15 protein-coding genes are annotated in these 17836 nt (G+C 35.2%); 9 read left to right on the top strand and 6 right to left on the bottom strand.

Annotation, left to right across the window (positions count from 1 at the left end):
- The first annotated feature begins 14 nt into the window (after positions 1 to 14).
- From ABFY81_RS05645 to ABFY81_RS05625, 5 genes are all read left to right on the top strand, one after another.
- Complete coding sequence (locus tag ABFY81_RS05645) at positions 15 to 1073, top strand: T6SS immunity protein Tli4 family protein (protein ID WP_199999968.1); 1059 nt, start codon at positions 15 to 17, stop codon at positions 1071 to 1073.
- A gap of 1 nt (position 1074) precedes the next feature.
- Complete coding sequence (locus tag ABFY81_RS05640) at positions 1075 to 2811, top strand: alpha/beta hydrolase (RefSeq protein ID WP_199999969.1); 1737 nt, start codon at positions 1075 to 1077, stop codon at positions 2809 to 2811.
- Positions 2812 to 2983: 172 nt separating this feature from the next.
- The gene (locus tag ABFY81_RS05635; protein ID WP_199999970.1) at positions 2984 to 4111 is read left to right on the top strand and encodes an exodeoxyribonuclease VII large subunit; all 1128 of its coding nucleotides are present in this window, start codon (positions 2984 to 2986) and stop codon (positions 4109 to 4111) included.
- Positions 4108 to 5103: a hypothetical protein gene (locus ABFY81_RS05630; RefSeq protein ID WP_320159201.1), complete on the top strand. Its 996-nt coding sequence runs from the start codon at positions 4108 to 4110 to the stop codon at positions 5101 to 5103. Before ABFY81_RS05635 ends, ABFY81_RS05630 begins: the two co-directional genes overlap by 4 nt.
- Positions 5100 to 6338, top strand: coding sequence for a hypothetical protein (locus tag ABFY81_RS05625; protein ID WP_199999971.1), 1239 nt, complete (start codon positions 5100 to 5102; stop codon positions 6336 to 6338). The genes ABFY81_RS05630 and ABFY81_RS05625 overlap by 4 nt, the downstream gene beginning before the upstream one ends.
- A gap of 480 nt (positions 6339 to 6818) precedes the next feature.
- On the opposite strand, the gene ABFY81_RS05620 is transcribed toward ABFY81_RS05625, so the two are convergent.
- The 5 genes from ABFY81_RS05620 to ABFY81_RS05600 all read right to left on the bottom strand — a co-directional run bounded on the left by ABFY81_RS05620 (position 6819) and on the right by ABFY81_RS05600 (position 10471).
- Positions 6819 to 7421 carry a TetR/AcrR family transcriptional regulator gene (locus ABFY81_RS05620; protein ID WP_347913292.1) on the bottom strand — a complete coding sequence of 201 codons (603 nt, stop codon included), beginning with the start codon at positions 7419 to 7421 and terminating at the stop codon, positions 6819 to 6821.
- A 4-nt stretch (positions 7422 to 7425) separates the two neighbouring features.
- On the bottom strand, positions 7426 to 7743 hold the full coding sequence (locus tag ABFY81_RS05615; RefSeq protein ID WP_347913291.1) for a cupin domain-containing protein: 318 nt from the start codon (positions 7741 to 7743) through the stop codon (positions 7426 to 7428).
- A 166-nt stretch (positions 7744 to 7909) separates the two neighbouring features.
- Positions 7910 to 8269 carry a RidA family protein gene (locus ABFY81_RS05610; protein ID WP_212511760.1) on the bottom strand — a complete coding sequence of 120 codons (360 nt, stop codon included), beginning with the start codon at positions 8267 to 8269 and terminating at the stop codon, positions 7910 to 7912.
- Between the two features lies 1 nt (position 8270).
- The gene (locus tag ABFY81_RS05605; RefSeq protein ID WP_347913290.1) at positions 8271 to 9512 is read right to left on the bottom strand and encodes a D-amino acid dehydrogenase; all 1242 of its coding nucleotides are present in this window, start codon (positions 9510 to 9512) and stop codon (positions 8271 to 8273) included.
- Positions 9513 to 9592: 80 nt separating this feature from the next.
- Positions 9593 to 10471 (bottom strand): LysR family transcriptional regulator, encoded by an 879-nt coding sequence (locus tag ABFY81_RS05600; protein ID WP_347913289.1) that lies wholly within the window; start codon positions 10469 to 10471, stop codon positions 9593 to 9595.
- 114 nt (positions 10472 to 10585) lie between these two features.
- On the opposite strand from ABFY81_RS05600, the gene ABFY81_RS05595 reads away from it, so the two are divergent.
- The 4 genes from ABFY81_RS05595 (at position 10586) to ABFY81_RS05580 (ending at position 16613) form a co-directional block, all read left to right on the top strand.
- Positions 10586 to 12013, top strand: coding sequence for a Na+/H+ antiporter NhaC family protein (locus tag ABFY81_RS05595; protein WP_347913288.1), 1428 nt, complete (start codon positions 10586 to 10588; stop codon positions 12011 to 12013).
- 720 nt (positions 12014 to 12733) lie between these two features.
- Positions 12734 to 14482, top strand: a complete 1749-nt coding sequence (locus ABFY81_RS05590; protein ID WP_347913287.1) for an FAD-dependent monooxygenase — start codon at positions 12734 to 12736, stop codon at positions 14480 to 14482.
- Between the two features lie 366 nt (positions 14483 to 14848).
- The gene (locus ABFY81_RS05585) at positions 14849 to 15193 is read left to right on the top strand and encodes a DUF3969 family protein (RefSeq protein WP_347913286.1); all 345 of its coding nucleotides are present in this window, start codon (positions 14849 to 14851) and stop codon (positions 15191 to 15193) included.
- A gap of 541 nt (positions 15194 to 15734) precedes the next feature.
- Positions 15735 to 16613 carry a MetQ/NlpA family ABC transporter substrate-binding protein gene (locus ABFY81_RS05580; RefSeq protein WP_347913285.1) on the top strand — a complete coding sequence of 293 codons (879 nt, stop codon included), beginning with the start codon at positions 15735 to 15737 and terminating at the stop codon, positions 16611 to 16613.
- A 69-nt stretch (positions 16614 to 16682) separates the two neighbouring features.
- Here ABFY81_RS05580 and ABFY81_RS05575 read toward each other — a convergent pair whose 3' ends face one another.
- Entirely contained in the window at positions 16683 to 17813 is a 1131-nt protein-coding gene (locus ABFY81_RS05575; RefSeq protein WP_347913284.1) for a DUF389 domain-containing protein, read from the bottom strand.
- Between the last annotated feature and the right edge of the window lie 23 nt (positions 17814 to 17836).

Below are 17836 nucleotides of genomic sequence, written 5' to 3'. Positions count from 1 at the left end.
TAGGAAGGTTAAGAATGAATTTATTAAAGCGCTTAACACTTTGCTTATTAACAGCAGTTTCTTTTAGTGCGTGTTCAAATGTTGAGAAACAACAAGAAGGAATTAAAGTGATTGATTATAGTAACCCTAAGAAAGTATGTTTTGGTCGAATTGAATTAACGGTCCCTAAAGAGGCTGAAGTTGAGTACAGCAAGTTCAACTATAATGGCAGTGATATAGAAGTTGATGAAAATGTAAAAACATACGAAGCATATCAAAAATTGATTAATGACAAGATTCAGTATTTAAAGCATGAGCCTCATGAAACAGAACACGTTTTATTAAAACGAGAAATACAAGGTCCTATAAATAAAGATGGGCGGGTCGTAAGCAATATTATTATTTATAGAAGTAATAAATTTACCACTGAAGCATATGAAATTGATGGTTATCTATACTTCCCGCTCAAAGGATTGTTGGTTCTAAAAAGCGGTGCAGATAATGATTTATTGGATGATGCTATTGAGGACATGAAACAAACATTAAAAAGTATAAAAATTAGATCGGCTAAAGGAGAAGAACAAGCTGGTTTGTGTTGGAAAGATTTCTTTATTTTAGATGATATGAGTAAAAATATTCCGTTTACAGGCGGCTATTTACATTTTAGATTTCCAAGTTATCCAAGAGTTCGAGTAGATATAGAGCATCGAGTTCGACTGGAATCTGATCGTCCATTAATCGAGATGGTTAAGGAAAATGAGGCAAATGCCCCTGCCGTTTTTAAAGCTATGATGAGCACAGAAAATTTAAGAGAGCAAAATAAAGAAATCAATGGTTTAGCTGGTGAAGAGATATTTGGCTATGCCCATCGTAGAGGCTTCTCTGAGCGTGGTTTTGAGTCAGCAGCTTGGCAATATTTGGGTTCACTGGAAAATAATAATGATCCATTTATTCATTATAGTTTAGAAAGTGCTGAACTTGTCCATGATGACGAGCCGCTTCAATCTACTGTTAGTCAAAAGAAAGTTTTCCAACTACATGACTTTATTCTAAACAGCATCCAAATTGCCCCTAATAATAAAAAGGAACAATGAGATGGTAAATAAGTCTATTGCTCAATCAGGCTCGGCGACTAGTCCTACTACAAATAAGGCTGGAACTTATGTAGAAGTGCCTTTGCAAGACACAATTCCAATTATTTTTGTACCAGGAATTATGGGGTCAAACATTTTTAATACTGCTTTGAATAAGCCTGTATGGAAGTTGGGCAATGGCGGAGGCATGGTTGGTACTATTTATTCACAAATGCAAAAAAGCCCTGCGACATTACAGAATGAGTTGGATCCGTTAAATACAAGAGTTGATACAAGTGGTGATATAAAAGTTGATAGTCGACTTAAATTAACTGAAAAGACATTAAGAGAACGCTATTGGGGTACAGTGCATTGGGATAGTTATGGTGGAATTTTAACTTATTTACAAATGGTACTAAATAATGTGGATTTAAATGAAAAGCCAATTTATGGAGGAGGAGTCGGAGGAGGCTATGCTGCAATTCATCAAATGAAACAGCAAGAAGCTGTTTATGAGTGGAAAAGTTTACTTAATCAGGGAGAATCAAAAAAATGGACTCCTCAAGAGCCATTTATATCAATTAATCAACAAGAGATAGAACATTTAAAAAAATTTCATTTTCCTGTCTATGCCATGGGCTATAACTGGCTACAATCTAGTGAAAATGGAGCAGCAACTGTTGCTCAAAAATTAGATAAAATAAAGCAAGAATATGGTGCACGGTTCCATAAATTTATTATTGTTACTCACTCTATGGGGGGGCTCTTAACACGTAGATTAGTACAATTACGTGGAGGGGATATTGCTGGTGTGGTGCATGGCGTTATGCCGGCAGAAGGAGCGGCAGCTGCTTATAGACGACTTGTTGCAGGCTCATCAGAGGGAGGGTTGGTAAGTGCAGTTGCGGCTAATGTCATTGGTAAAAATACTGAGCATGTGACCGCTGTACTTGCAAATGCTCCAGGTGGTTTAGAGCTTTTACCAAGTAAAGCTTACAATAATGGTCGACCATGGCTATTCCTGAATGGTTCTGGACTTATGAACGGGAAAGACTTACAGACTAATGTTGTTTCCCTTCCTAAAAGTGATCCATATGAAGAAATTTATAAAGCTGATGGCGTTTGGTGGGAAATGGTCAAGGAAGAATTGATTGACCCTGCCAATATGGTGAAAAAGAGCAATCCTAAAAAATCAGTGAAAAATATCTATAAATTAAAAATTAATGAAGTTAAAAATTTCCACGATAAAATCACCAATAAATATCATCCATGTACCTATGTTAATTATGGACATGATCCTAAACATTCAAGTTTTGGCACTCTAACATGGACATTGGATCGTCCGTTGAGAGGTTTAACGGCCGAGCAAATGAAAAGGTTACCAAGAGCAACAGCAAATCAAATAGGTACATATCGTCAAAAAATTGTTCAAGAACAAATGAAAAAAATTAAAGAAGGCAAAGGTACAGATGCTAACAATCGTGACTTAGCACTTGAGAATAATGGTATCCGTTATATCTCGTTAGTAAGCGGTAATCTAGGCGTATTTACAATCTCCAATCAAAACGCACCTGGAGATGGTACTGTACCGTATCAGTCTGGTTGTGCTCCACTAAAACAGGCCGGAGTTAAACAGGTATTCAAAATGACAGGTTTTGATCATCAAGGTAGTTATAATAATACGCAAGTTAAGCGTTCTGTACTTTACTCTATAGTCAAAATTATTAAGGAAAATAATATTCAACCGAAATATAGATAAATCAAAAAGGTATCTTCCTTTAAATGCGCGACTTTATTGTTAAGTAAGATATATTTTCACTACTTTCAAAATCATAGTGGGAAGGGGGTATTGGAATGATGAATAGCCTAAGTAAATTTTTTGCGAGCTAAAACTTTAGCTAGATAGTTGTATATAAATTTTAAGATGTATTATGAACCAGAATTTTTTACCCATTTTTAATATCAGTGAATTACATAACTTTTTAAATGATACATTAAATGCTTGTATTGCTCAGAGGAAACAAGGACAACAATTGTTTTGTGTGCGTGGCATATTAAAAAATGTTGAGCAGGCAGTTGAAAACTCAAAATGGTCATTAGTCTATGATTTGATCATTCAAGATACCACTGGGGCGATTGAAGTTGAGATTCCAAAACATCTACTATCTAGTTTCAAAAACGGTAGTTATGTTGAAATACATGGAGTGCCAACATTTAATTTTTTTAGAGAGCAATGCACTAAAAGATTAAAGGGGTACACTATAAAGGCAATTGAAGATGATAGTGCAATACAAGCATTCCAGTCGAAGCTGTCAACATTAGATGATTTAAAAAAGCATAGACCAAAGAGCCATACTTTCCCCAATCAATTTGATCTTTCAGTTGCGGTAATTTACTCCTCAGCAAGTAAAGTTGATATACAAAAAGACTTTTACAACTATCTAAATGAATATCGTGATGAGTTCAATTTCGATGAGAAGCCTGTCAGTTTGAGCAATGTTGATGCCTTATCTCATGTAATCAGTTCTTGTATTGACTACGATATTGTTGTGGTTATTCGAGGTGGGGGAAGTAGTGATGCATTTGATATCTTTAATGATGAAAAAGTATTAAAGGCCTTTTCTAATTTGAATGGATATCGAATTGTAGGCTTGGGTCATAATTCCGATGTAACGCTTTTAGACTATTTGGCGGATCATTCTGCAATTACTCCATCAGATGCAGGAATACATCTAAAAGGGCAGTTTGATGAATTGTTTTCTAGAAATGACATCTTAGAGCAACAGAAAATTAAAATTTTTAAGCTAGAGAGTGACCTTAAAGCAAAAAGTGATGATGTGATTGCTTTGTCTGCTAATTTAAAGCAATTGTCTGATCGAACAGATATACAGACATTAATGAACGAAAATAAGAGATTGGTTGAGCTTAATCATGAATTCAAACAACAAGTGAGTAATGGAAGAAAGGACGACTTAACCAACACAAGAGGCTCCGTTGTGATGTTTATTATTGCCGTTGTTGCTGTTATTGCAGGAGCAGTATTAGGAAGACTAATGTGAAGACAGTAGATAAAGCTAAGCTGGTGATAGAGGCTTTGAGACATAAATCGTCGGTACAGGATATTAAAAAGCAGATTTGTAATGAAGATAACGCTGACTGGGATAGGGTCAGCAAAAAAGCTTATGATTTATATTTTCAAGAAGCACGTCGACAACGTAAATTAGATGCTAAAACCCGGCATGTAATTGTTACTCCGCTGGAAGAAATCAATGATCTCATTCAGTTGAATAACAACCTCGTACAATATGCTCTAAGTTTACCATCAACTGTAACGTGGGCTGATGTATCTAATATTCAAAAGTTAATTTCTGATATGCCAGCAAATGAACATAAAATCATAGATGCCTTTGCAAGTATTATCATGAATCCTGTAATGCGAGCGCGACAGAAAAAGGGTCGATTTGAACATTTCCCTCCTTTTAAAAGCTTTGTACACATCATTGAATCTGCTGTGATTTCTTACTATCGAGGCAATTTCATTGGTTCTTATTTGACCTTGATTCCTGTTATTGAGGGGGTGATGTTAAGGTGGCTTGGTTATTTCGGAACGGGTAAAAAGCCTACCTTTCCTGATCTAAAGCCATTCTTTTGCAATTCTTATCAGAGGCAACCATGTCCGGGTAATGTTTTGTTTTATGATGTTTTCTCAAAAGCATGCGATAAGTTACTTACAGAACACTTATTTAAAGACTCGCAAGAGGGTGATGCATATTCAAACTTTAATAGGCATCTAGCATCTCATCTGCTTAGTGATTCACAATTTGCTACTAGAGAAAATTGTGTAAGACTCTTTTTGTTATTGGATTTAATGTCAGAGCTTTACTTATACGAAGCTCATTGCGGTGGTGATCCAAGATTTAAATTGAGCGATGAAGACATATCACTTGAATTTAATCAATATCTTAAACTAATGGCGCAGTTACATAGCCCTGAAAGAGTCCTTTTAAGTGTCACAATGGACACAAAACATACTCCATCAGGTGACCTATGACAGAACCTATAACATTTGAAGAGTTTAAGTCATCTATAGCTGAGAGAGACTTAGATGGCATAGATTCGGAACATACTTGCTCAACACTTGCCTTGGTTAAGTCATTCAATGCCAGTGGTCCACACATGAACCGTTGGTGGGTAATGACCCCTGTGAACTGGTCTTGCCCTTGTTGTAAAAGGACTAAGGCAGAAATAGTAAGGTTAAATAAAAATAATTATCTAACCTGCCAATTACATGAACATCATGATCACATGAAAGATGTGGTTAAAGGACTTTTTGAAAAGTATTCGATTCAAAAAGATCACGTTGTAGCTGATGAACTTTCTGAAAGATTTGCCATCAAGGCAGCATTCTCTTTATCTGCTTATGACAATACGGTTGTTTGCTTCGATTGTAATAAAGCAGATGCAGATGCCAAAAAGATAGTAAAAGCGCACAAGTATTTTTCTTTCTCGCCACGTGAGATCGCAGAGTTCGTTAAACCCACACCGAATCAAGAGCATGAAATTGATCCGCTACTTGCACAACAAGTATGGGAAAGGGCTAAACCTATTTTTGAAATGAGAATGGAGTTTGCTGAAAGATTCGCAAAAATTGCGGCTGAAAATCAAGATTGGTATCAACCATCAGAAAGAACTGCTAAGCAAATTGAACGACTTGCTAAATGGCATTTTGAACGTCATGGATTACACCAATTTGATAGATATGAACCAGAGAGGCTGCTTTATAATCCAGTACCATTTAAAGGTGCGAACAGTTCATGGCGGTTAAAAGATAACCCTATAGTTAAAAAGAAGCCTTCAAACAATGAGCTTGCCCATCTTGTCGCTACACGAGGGAAGTATTGGAACAGATATGAAGGTGAGTGGTTCTGTCCTTGTTGTTTTAGAGATAAATATGATTGTGTGAGGCCTTCAAAGAAAAATTCATGGATATTTGAGGTTAAAACAGCTTCTTTATTCTCCATTAAAGATATGAATTTTGATTCTAATCCTGCTCCAATGTGCGTTGATTGTGTCGATATGGCATTGAATTTTGGGCGGGAAGTGTTGGAGTTAAGCGGAAAGCGTTCGATGATCCACTTTCCTAGTTCTGTTCTTACCTTAAGCGAACTTCGAGAAATTGTAATTGCTAGACCACACTCTCAACACAAGTTTAAGAATGAAGTCATTGATCGTATCATTCCAGAGATTGTACAAAGGGTAGTTAAGTTCTGCGATAGTTTGCCATGACAGAGAGTATAGGATATCCTCGACAATGGTGCTGTTACGGCAAGAAGCTCGATAAATGTACGGTCGTTAGAAAGAAATCCATTGTAGTAAAAATTGCAGTAAAAAATTAAATTTTAATATATAATTATTTATAAATCAGGTGGTTAGGCATTTAATTTGACTGTCACCGCTTCCGCCAAATTCGAAAAGCCCCTGTTAATAGCAGGGGCTTTTTTTATATGGGTATTTAATACTTAATTTTAATTGGCATCATCAATAGGTAACTACTTTCTGAGAAAGCATGTCCAATTATCATGATCTATTTTGTGCAAAGATGAGAAATAAGATTTTCATACTGCAAATTTGCTTGAGTTGTAAAAATCTTGACAAATAAGAAGGCAATAACAGTTTGTTATAATAAGATGTGTATTACAGCTCTTGATCTCAAAATCCGAACATCACACGGATTTGAGAACAATTAGAGTCTGATTTCTCATTGAGTTATTCGTTACAGACGATACAAATATTGATAAGGGATTTGACTCTTGATCGGAAAGATTTACATGGACTCTCATCAACTAGCGAGGTCGCCATAATGCCTTCTAAAGAAGAGAATAAAAGTTCTGCCATATTTCGCTCAGATCCGATGTTTTGAGATAATTCCTTTTTGTTTTTAGCCTTGAGCAGAGTATCTTCTAGCCAATCAATATTTTGTTTGGCGAACAGCCGTAATTCATTCAAACACGGCTCTTGCTGAAAAGAGGCTTCCCTTAACATTATCAAGTACAGGCATAGGCGGTTTTCATCATTCAACATCTCGGCAAAAAGTTCAGAATATGCATGCAGTTTTTCGCTTAGACCATCCTGCTTTTCAATTTCAAGCAATCGGCAGAATTGTTGCTCTCGGTACTGCTGAAGAGCATATCGAGCCAAATCATCTTTAGACTCAAAATGATAATAAAGGCTAGGTGCTTTAATTTGTAAGCAATCAGCGATTTGTCGCATACCTAGTCCACTAAATCCATGCCGTTGAAAAAGATGGATTGATGCGTCCAATATTTTTTCACGTGTGAGCGGTTGATGAGTTTTTCTAGTGGATGCCATAATATTAATCCGTTAGTTCAATGCCGCCATGATGTGTAACGAACACGAGTGTGTTCTCTACTGCAAACGCTTCATGTTCATCGATGCCCTGAACTTGTAACACATCTCCAGCTTGCATTTCGACATCATTGAAACGGATTACTCCCTCTAGAACGACAATCTGTTCCCATCCAATATGAGTGTGTTTAGGAAAGCTTGCTCCAGCCTGAAATTTTGCCAGATAGCTCCCAACTCCATCTTTATAGGTCCAAGTTTGACAGGTTTGAACCCCAGAAATACCACTTTCTGTCCAAATGCGATCTTTTTGTTGAACTAAAATCATTTATAGCTTCTTAGGAGATTGAATTTTAATTAATCTAACTAACGTTTGTTAGAAAGTCAATCTGAACTAAATTGTTAGTGAAGAATAGTAGGTGTTTATGAGTGGCTATATTTGAACATGAAATTAATAAAGCCAGTAAATTCACTGGCTTTATTTAAGGCAAATATTATTTAACACTCGCCGTAACCATTACTTCTACTAATACTTGCGGACGTGCCAAATCTGCTTGAATAGCCGCGCGTGCTGGTGCTGCTCCATCTGGTAACCATGCTTCCCAACACTCATTGAACACTGCAAAATCTTCGGCAATATTTTTAATCCAAATTTGTGCAGTTAAAATACGGCCTTTATCACTACCAGCTTGTTCCAGTAAAGCATCAATTTTTGCTAGAACTTCTAAAGTTTGTTGCTTAGCATCAGCATCTAAAGTTGTTGGAACTTGACCCGAAACATACACTAAACCGTTATGAAGCACGCAACCTGATAAACGTGCATTTGTGTCAATACGTTGAATATCATGACTCATTTTATTTCTCCAGAGATAAACCATCTAATGTAATTGGTGATGTTGCTTGGCTTATTAATTGACTAATGACCATGGCACAACCAGCGGCCAATGTGAAACCTAAACTACCTTGGCCAATATTTGCCCATAAATTCGAATATTTCGTACGACCTAAAATAGGTAGGCCGGTAGGGGTGGATGGACGTAAACCACTCCATTCTTGTGCAGTATTTACACCCAATAAATCGGGAAATGTTTTTCGTACCGTATCTTTCAATGCATTTATACGTTCTTTTCGAATGTAGATATCTTGATAGCCAATATCGACCATTGCTGCAATACGAAGCTGATTCCCCAATTTTGCATATACAATTTTATTTGCATAATCGGTTACGCTTATATTGGGTACAACATTGGTTTTTTCTGGGAATGGTAGAGTCAGGCTATATCCTTTTAATGGATAAACTGGGACTGAAATACCTACCATATTAAAAAGTGCGGTACTGCTATTGCCCGCAGCTACGACAAATTCATCTGCTTCTATACGTCCTTGATTTGTTTCAATTGCAGTAATTTTATTATTTTCTGCAAAAAAATCTGTCACTTCATGTGTATATAAGCATGTGAAGTTACTACTCTTTTCTAGTGCTTTATACAAAGCTAAACAGAATTTGTAGCAATCTGCTGTTTCATCATCAGGTGTATAAATTGAACCCACTAATGTAGATTCAATACCTTTCAAGGCAGGTTCAAGTTGAACGGTTTCTTCCGGTGAAAGCACTTTTTGTACAGTTGGATCTATCCCAGAGATTGCTTTTTTAAAAGCTTTTTCATCACGATGAATAATCATTTTTCCCGATTTTGCCCAGTCAAAATCATCAATTTCATCACGCCATGTAGACATAACATTTTGACTATATAGGGATAACCGTAAAATATGATTGCCGTTCACAATATTGTCTTTACGATTACATGCCATGAGGAATTGGAATAACCAAGACCATTGAAGAGGTGAAAAATTCAATTTAAAGTTTAAAGGTGAATGGGCTTTTCCTAACCATTGCAGCGCCTGAAATGGAATGCCTGCATCCGCCAAAGGTGCAACATAGCGATAACTGAGTTGACCGCCATTTGCAAAACTTGTCTGGCAGCCAATCTTGTCATTCGCTTCCACTATTGTAACTTTATGACCTGCTTGAATAAGTGCATAGGCTGTACTTAAACCAATGACTCCACCACCAATGACAACGACATGTTTTTTCATTCTTCCATGCTATATTTGCAACACACATTTGTATTAAAGAAGAAGAAAAAGGGTTAAACAAATGAGTTTTTACATAGTACTCATAACTTTTGGTTAATCGATGGTGTCATCGAAGCAATTTCTCTTTTTATTAATTCAATAAAATCTTCAGTCGCTTTGGTCGTACTTACATTTGCATTTTTTAAAATATAAATTGTGGTATACAAACTTGGTTTTACTGGGTGAATCATATGATTTGGTAAAGAGTGTGCAGCAGTATAAATATCGGTAATGCTACATCCTAAACCTTCGCGTACCAGTTCACTCGCCATATAGTAAGTTTGTACATTCACAATACTTTTATTAAATGTTCTGTACTTTTTTACGACTTGCATGAGGGAATCTGAGTAGGGTTGAATCCACCTGTTTTCATCAATTGAATGAATATCTTGCTTTGAATCAATAGGCTGAGAATCAATATAAACCAGAGGAATTTCCAGAACAGGTGTGGCAATAATGCCATGTTGAGTATGGGGCTGAAATGTCACCGCAATATCAATTTCACGTCTTAATAATTTTTGCTCTAAGGCTTGAGTATGATCGGTACCAATATTGACAAAAACATCAGGGTATTTTTTTAGAAATTTTGCAGTTAATTTGGGAATGAGGCTCAAACCTAAACTGGGTAAACATCCGAGTGTGATTTGACCTTGAGTATTTCTTGCTAAATTATCCGTCAACTTATTTAGTTCATTTATTTTTTCATAAATTGGCTTAATTTCATCATATAAAGTATAGGCTTCTTTCGTGGGTTGTAATTTCCCTTTGACCCGTTTAAATAGAGCAAAACCAAGGCGTTGTTCTGCATGTTTGAGCAATTTACTGGCTGCTGGCTGTGAAATGCATAACGATGCTGCTGCTTCTGTGAGTGAACCAAAAAGCATGACTAAATAGAATATCTCTAGGTGTCGAAGATTCATAAATGAGCACATAACTAATAGTTATAGGTAATCTATTAGAATTCATTATTTAATGTCAATGAACCCTTGTAAATTGGTATGAAATTCAATGCCAATGATCAAGGAGTGATACATATGTCAGTTGAGCAATCTTCTATAACAATACCTAATATCAGGACACCTAAAAATATTGCCCTTATTGCAATTATTATTCTTAGCTTTGTTTTAGCATTTTATGCAAAAGGCTTACCTATAGAGGAGGTCGGTTTAATTGGGTTATTGCCTATTTTTGCCTTAGCACTCTTAACTGTTATCGGTCTAGATATTGTCCTTGCAGTGATTATTGCGATTGTTATTAGTGTGATAATGACATCTACCAGTGTATTTGAACTAGGTGGAATACTTGCAAAGTCTACGGGTTCATTTATTGCAACTGTCGGTCTTATTATTATGTTGGGTGCTGGGGTTGGTGAAGTCGCCAACCGAACAGGTGCAGCGAAAGAATTAGTCAAATTTATTGTCAATAAAGTTGGGCTTTCAAGTATTCCTCGCGTGAAACTTGGCATCATGATTTCATCAGTTGTTATTTGTGGTTCATTGGGGACTATGGCAGGTGGTAATGCCATTATTGTTGCTGTCATTATTCCCATTGCAGCAGCTGTTGGTTTAACGCCACCCACCGTTGCATTACTATTGATGACAGCCGGTTCGGTCGGTCTTTTTATAGGACCATTTACACCAAGTACAGTGACTATTTTAGAGTTGGGAGGTTTGACTTACCCGCAATACTTAAGTGCTTGTGCCATTCCTATGAGTGTTGTCACACTTCTTACAGGTTGGTTCATGTCTGGCTATATACAAAAGTGGACTTTTGGAAAATATACCTATAATGAAAACTTCTTAGAGCCTTCTGAAAAAATAGAAAGTGCCTCCGAATTGAAAAGAAGTAAACGTGCGGCGATTGTATTCATTGGCACAATTATCGTGATGGCAATTCTTGGAATTATTTTTAAAGCAGGTTTTAGTTTTGCAATTATTGTGATGCTCACTGTTGCCACTTTGACTGGGTTAATTGCGGGTTTTAGTCCTAAGCAGATTTTAGAAGCACTCTATGAGGGATGCGGTAAATTAGTCTGGATGTTTATTCTTTACTGGTTATACAATCCAATTTTAGTTCTTGTTGAAAAACTTAACGCTTACCAAACACTGTTGGATAATGCGACACCGTATTTGGTCGACTTAAGTCCTGCGATGCTCTGTTTTGGTATTTTCTTATTTAATATTGTGGGGCATATTCCAGGGGCAGCTGTTGCACAAATGACCTTTACCAATAAAATTTTTGGACCAATTTTACTGGCAAATGGTGTTCCACCTGTTGCGGTTACAGCAGTTCTATTATCAAGTTCCCAAGTAGACTGGTTTGGTCCTTTCCCATCTTCTGATATGTTTGGTCAAATGGGGTTAGCACGTTCAAGTCAACTCAAATACATGTTATACGGTGGTTGGGCCATAGTGATCGCAAATATTCTACTTTTTGCAGTATTGTTCCAGATTTTGAATTAGTTCCTATAAATTAAAAGTCTTTCTTATTTAAATAAATGTTAAAAGCCTTTTAAACTAGAAAGTTTAAAAGGCTTTATTTTGTACTGTATAATTAATAGGTCTTTTTAAAAATAATTTATTTAAAATAGAATAGTTGTTTTTTATTTTGCTAATTTAATTCATAAGTACCAAGGTTATGTGTAAAAATAATTTTAATTTTCAATGGATTTATTATTTTATTAGCTTATGCATTGGGAATTTTTTTTATTGGAAATGTTATTGGAAAATATCTATCTATAATCGACAATATTTTTTCATGACTCATATTTCTATTGATAGTATCAAAATATTTGTTTTTATAAAGTATAATTGAAATAATGATTGTTTTATAATTTTATTTTTAAAGGTATGGCTCATATAATTTTAATAAATAAAAATCCTGCTAAAAAATATAATTTTAATCTGAGATTTAGATGTGCCTAAAAGATATATTGTGTAGGGATTTGCCAATGTAATCAATAAACCTCAAATGTTATATTTGTGGAAATGATAGACCTATAAATATGTGGAAATTTATTTTATCTATTTTATAGATCTATTTGAAAATTAATATAGTAAAGCCTTTATCTCCAATTTGTTTTAAAGAGTTTTTGAAGCAATATTATGTTTAAGATGGTTATTTGCTTTAAATATATGCAATAACTATTTAGATGCTAAAAATATGTAAGTAGTAGGATAAAAATGTTAGAAACTGATGTTTTAATTGTTGGGAGTGGTCCGGCTGGTTCTTCGGCTGCACTTATGTTAAGTACTTATGGAATTAGAAATATCATAATAACTAAATATAGATGGCTAGCAAACAGTCCTCGTGCCCATTATATCAGTCAAAGAACAATGGAAGTTGTACGAGACTTAGGCATCTCAGATGAAGTAATCGCAAAAGCAGCACCAAAAGAAGTTATGGGAGATGTGGTTTATTGCACATCTTTAACTAGTGATGAAATTGGACGTTTTCCTTATGGAATGAATCATCCAGAAAGAATGTCTGAGTATGCTAAAGCGAGCCCTTATGAACAGTGTGATCTTCCTCAACACCTATTTGAACCTATTTTGCTTTCAAATGCGGCATCACGAGGAAGCCATCCAAGATTTGATACGGAATATCTATCTCATGTGCAGGATGAGGATGGAGTAACTGTCACTGTTTTAGATAGATTAACTAAACAAACATACTTAATCCGATGTAAGTATCTAATCGGAGCTGATGGTGCAAGCAGCCAAGTGGTAAAAGATTTAGATTTACCTATGTCTGGTAAAATGGGGAAAAGTGGCAGTATCAGCATTATTTTTAAAGCCGATTTAACAAAATATGTTTCGCATCGACCTGGATACCTCTGGTGGATTATACAACCCGGAGCAAACATTGGAGGAATTGGGCTAGGCTTACTGCGAATGGTTAGGCCTTGGAATGAATGGCAGATTGTTTGGGGTTACGACATTGAAAAAGAAGAGCCATCTCTTACTGATAATGAAGCGATTGCGATTTGCAAACAGCTTATTGGCGATAACGACATTGAAATAAATATAAGTAGTAAGTCATTGTGGACAGTCAATGAAATGTATGCGGAGCAATATTCGAAAGGTCGAGTTTTCTGTATTGGTGATGCTGTCCATCGCCATCCACCTTCTAATGGACTCGGTTCAAACTCATCTATACAAGATGCTTATAACTTATGTTGGAAATTAGCATTTGTATTAAATGGCAAAGCGGGTCGTGGTTTATTAGACAGTTTTAATGATGAAAGAGCACCTGTTGGTGAGCGAATTGTTAAGCGTGCAAACCAAAGTGTCCGAGAGTTCTCTACTATATTTTCTGCTTTAGAGTTAGATGGAAAGTACAGTACAGAGGCGATGCAAAAAAGCATTAATGATTTGAGTGAGAGTAATGAAAAATGTGCTCTTAAACGCCGTGATTTAAGGTCTGCAATTGAATATAAAGCTTATGAGTTTGCTGCTTTAGGTGTAGAAACTAATGTGCGATATCATTCATCTGCAATTATTGGAGCAGAATATCATAGTGAAAATGAATTAGATTCTTGTCGAGATGAAGATCTTTATTACTATCCCTCATTTAATGCTGGCCATAAAATCCCTCATACATGGTTAGTCAAAAATCATAGAAAAATCTCAACTTTGGATTTAATTGGCAATGGAAAATTTACGCTTTTCTGTTGGTTGCAAGGTGATAAATGGAAGCTTGCTGTAGATCATATTAATAGACAGCTTAACTTGGATATTAAAGTTATACAGGTTGGGCCAAAAAGAGATGTGGAAGACTCTTATGGAGAGCTTTCACGCTGTTGGACTAATGATGAAAATGAATGCATGCTGATTAGACCAGACGGCTATATTGCTTGGACAAGCAATGAAATTGAAAATGCAGAAGATGAATTACATAGTGCTATATCATCCATACTTAGTTTGAGCTAATTGCTCACCAAGGAAATAAACTTTAATAAAATCTATTGAGAAGTATTTTATTGAATTTGGATTTCATGGTATCCATCAAATTTTGAAAGCCTCTGTTACAAGCAGGGGCTTTTTTATTTCTATAACATAAATTGATTCAGTTGAAACAACATATGGCCTTGATGTCAGTGGCTATCATACTTATTTCGTAGTTGTATAAATACATATAACAGACTCAAAAAGTACCTAACTATTTTGTAAAATTTTAAATAGTTCAAAAAAGAAAAATTTAATATAGTTACTTGGATGTGAAGTGAATATATCCATTATTACTAAAGAACTTTTGTTTAGGTTTTTGAAGCTAAGATAGGATTTTTGGAGGGAAAAATGAATAAATCAGGAAAAACTGATTTGGAAAAGTTAATTTTACTAGTTAATCTCGGGCTTTTGCATTCTTTAAAAAATAATTATATAGATATAAATGAGGCTGAACATTTTTTGTATACACCATATATGCTTAGACTTTTGAAAGAAAATAATTGTTCTATGGACTTAATTAATATAATTCATAGAGGGACTGAGCTAGAAGATTTAGAAGGATTTAATATTGATTTTAAAGATGAAATCGAAAAAATGTTTAAGGAAAGTGAGGACATGATCAAAAAATTGCCTGTAACCAGTTTTGAATTTGAAAAGTGGTATGATCAAAAATTATTCGATAAATATGATTAAAATATTTGTAATATATAAAAATATTGCTGATACCTTAGATGTAGTTTTACATCTGGTGATAATTGTAAGAAATGAAAACTTATCTGCTTTGCATTAATTAAAATCGCATATTGCTCAAATGAAAGTTTATGAGATACGTTGTCTATCTTAAGCACATGATTAACGAACAAATTAAATCTATAGTTAGCTTAAATATTGATAACAAATCCTGAAAATTTCATATAAATCAAATACGTATGCAGTATTTTAAAAAATGTTTATGTTTTCAATATGTTGCTGTGAGCATGACTATATATCAGAATTGAACAAGTTATTTGTAGAATATTCACTTGTTGATATATGATGATCCCATATTTAGAGGCTGTTTCAAAACATAATTCTATTGTTTAGCGAGCAAGTTCAAGGAATGAATAGTGCTGAATTCAGGCTTCTAAACCCTATATCTGGAAATTATTTCCGGCCAAATATTGCATTTCGACCCAATGGTTGGGAATGTCTCACTCTTTTGTAGGGTAGGCGTTTCCTATTTTAGGATGTACCTATGAAAAAATTATTTAGTGTATTGTTCAGCGCATCTGTACTAACACTGACTGCATGTAATAAACAACCTGCACAAACTGAAAATACTGCAACGACCAAAGACAAAACTGAGTCTGTTCGAACAATTAAACTGGTTTCAACAGGTTCAGATACGGATGTATGGAAATATGTTGCAACGCTTCCTGAGACTAAAGAAGCGGGTATTAAACTTCAAGTTACCAATTTGACTGACTATGTTGTGCTCAATACATCTGTCGCAAATGGTGAGCAAGATGTAAATGCGTTCCAGTCATTTAACTATTTGGCAGCTTACAATGCTTCAAATACAGCGAAAGTTGTAGCTATTGCGACAACTTACTTGGAACCAATGGGTATTTATGCAGATAAAATTAAAACTGTTGAAGAGTTCCCACAAGGCGCGACCATCGCGATTCCAAACGATACTGCTAACGAAGCTCGCGCATTAATATTATTACAATCTGCTAAACTGATTAAACTTAAACCAAACTTTGATCCTATAAAAGGGACTACGAACGACATTGCTGAAAACCCTAAAAATTTACAATTAAAACCAATTCAAATGACTACAGCAGTTCGTGTTAAAAACGATGTAGATGCAATTGTACTTGGTAATACATTGGCACTTGAGGGTGGTCTTAATGTAATGAAAGACGCTATCTTCCGTGAGCCTGTTGACCAGTCTACTAAGCTTTATGTCAATTTATTGGGCGTAGCTGAAGCAAACAAAAATGACCCGATCTATACGAAACTTGGTGAACTTTACCACTTACCGAAAGTGCAAAAATTCGTAAGTGAAAAATTCGGTGGCACAAAAGTTGAAGTGAACAAACCTGTTTCTGAATTTGCAGACATCAAATAAGTAATTTTTAAATTAGAATTACTTTTTAAAAGCTAAGCCCCGCTAATCGGGGCTTAGCTTTTTTAATATTTATTTAACTAAACGTTCTGCTTCTTTATGTTGAATCACTGTATTACTTGGACTGTTTGGAGCTTCAATTATCTCTACTGGAATAAATCTAATTTGAGCAATAGTGGATTTATTATTTGAATCTTTTGGTAATAGTTGATTAAGCTTTTGAATATCTAATGCTGTTGGAGTGGTGTCTCCACGCACTACAATACGAACGAGCGTAAAAGCATCTCGTTTATCGAATTGGATTGTATCGACAATATTATTGTTAATATTAAAATATTGATTAACAAATGATTTTACTTCGTTCTCATAAATTTGTTTATTTAGCATGTGTATAAAATTTAGAGTTAAGTAAATCGCTAAACCCACTAAAAACAATAAACTAATGATATTTCTTTTTATAAATTCAAAGACATTACTTTTTACTTCAGTATCAGAACCTCGTCTAAAACCTGCAATCCAAAGAACTAATGAGGAACTGACTTGAATCGCTATAATATTCGTTATAGCTAAAATCAAAGCATTTGCAGCACTTCTCCATTCTAAATGAGCAATTAAGATACCACTTGCAACTAATGGTGGAACTAAAGCAGTCGCTACAGCCACACCTACAACAGCAACAGAGAGTCGAGGTGATATAGCGGCGAAAGCACCTGCTGCTCCACCTGCGAGCGCAATCATAAGATCCATTATTGTAGGTTGTGTTCGAGCTAAAATTTGACCAGTGATTGGTATATTTATATTAATGAGCCCCAGAATAATACCAATCGAATAAATCATTACTAAGCCCAAAATAAGGGTGATGAATGACGTTCTAAATAAAATCCATCTATTATCAATAAATGAAAGAGCTATTCCTGAAATAGGGCCAAGCATCATTGCTACCAACATTGCACCAATGACTACAGCGGATGAATCTGCAAGAAGACCATATCCAGCTATGATCGCCGCAAGTGCATTCATTATAAAAAAAGTCTTACTAGGTAAAGCATCGGCTTGAATATTTAAGCGAACATTTTTGTGATCAATTTTTTGTGTGTTGGCTCTAAGTGCCTGTTTATATCTCAGCTTTTCTTTTAGTACTTCGTATTTTTGTTGATCTGATTTTTCTTCTACAATGATTGTAGCATCATCTTTTTTTTCCATATTTAGTTCTATTTTATAGTTCA

It is taken from the genome of Acinetobacter sp. WA-87 (assembly GCF_039938935.1).
GTDB classification, from domain to species: Bacteria; Pseudomonadota; Gammaproteobacteria; order Pseudomonadales; family Moraxellaceae; genus Acinetobacter; species Acinetobacter seifertii.
The sequence above is the reverse complement of the archived record's forward strand: the minus strand, read 5'-3'. Positions and strand labels throughout refer to the sequence as shown.

Coding starts and splice junctions, on each gene's coding strand:
- ABFY81_RS05620 (WP_347913292.1), bottom strand. CDS start 7,421: ATGGCATCCACTAGAAAAACTCATCAACCGCTCACACGTGAAAAAATA.
- ABFY81_RS05585 (WP_347913286.1), top strand. CDS start 14,849: ATGAATAAATCAGGAAAAACTGATTTGGAAAAGTTAATTTTACTAGTT.
- ABFY81_RS05595 (WP_347913288.1), top strand. CDS start 10,586: ATGTCAGTTGAGCAATCTTCTATAACAATACCTAATATCAGGACACCT.
- ABFY81_RS05590 (WP_347913287.1), top strand. CDS start 12,734: ATGTTAGAAACTGATGTTTTAATTGTTGGGAGTGGTCCGGCTGGTTCT.
- ABFY81_RS05640 (WP_199999969.1), top strand. CDS start 1,075: ATGGTAAATAAGTCTATTGCTCAATCAGGCTCGGCGACTAGTCCTACT.
- ABFY81_RS05635 (WP_199999970.1), top strand. CDS start 2,984: ATGAACCAGAATTTTTTACCCATTTTTAATATCAGTGAATTACATAAC.
- ABFY81_RS05580 (WP_347913285.1), top strand. CDS start 15,735: ATGAAAAAATTATTTAGTGTATTGTTCAGCGCATCTGTACTAACACTG.
- ABFY81_RS05625 (WP_199999971.1), top strand. CDS start 5,100: ATGACAGAACCTATAACATTTGAAGAGTTTAAGTCATCTATAGCTGAG.
- ABFY81_RS05605 (WP_347913290.1), bottom strand. CDS start 9,512: ATGAAAAAACATGTCGTTGTCATTGGTGGTGGAGTCATTGGTTTAAGT.
- ABFY81_RS05645 (WP_199999968.1), top strand. CDS start 15: ATGAATTTATTAAAGCGCTTAACACTTTGCTTATTAACAGCAGTTTCT.
- ABFY81_RS05600 (WP_347913289.1), bottom strand. CDS start 10,471: ATGAATCTTCGACACCTAGAGATATTCTATTTAGTCATGCTTTTTGGT.
- ABFY81_RS05610 (WP_212511760.1), bottom strand. CDS start 8,269: ATGAGTCATGATATTCAACGTATTGACACAAATGCACGTTTATCAGGT.
- ABFY81_RS05615 (WP_347913291.1), bottom strand. CDS start 7,743: ATGATTTTAGTTCAACAAAAAGATCGCATTTGGACAGAAAGTGGTATT.
- ABFY81_RS05575 (WP_347913284.1), bottom strand. CDS start 17,813: ATGGAAAAAAAAGATGATGCTACAATCATTGTAGAAGAAAAATCAGAT.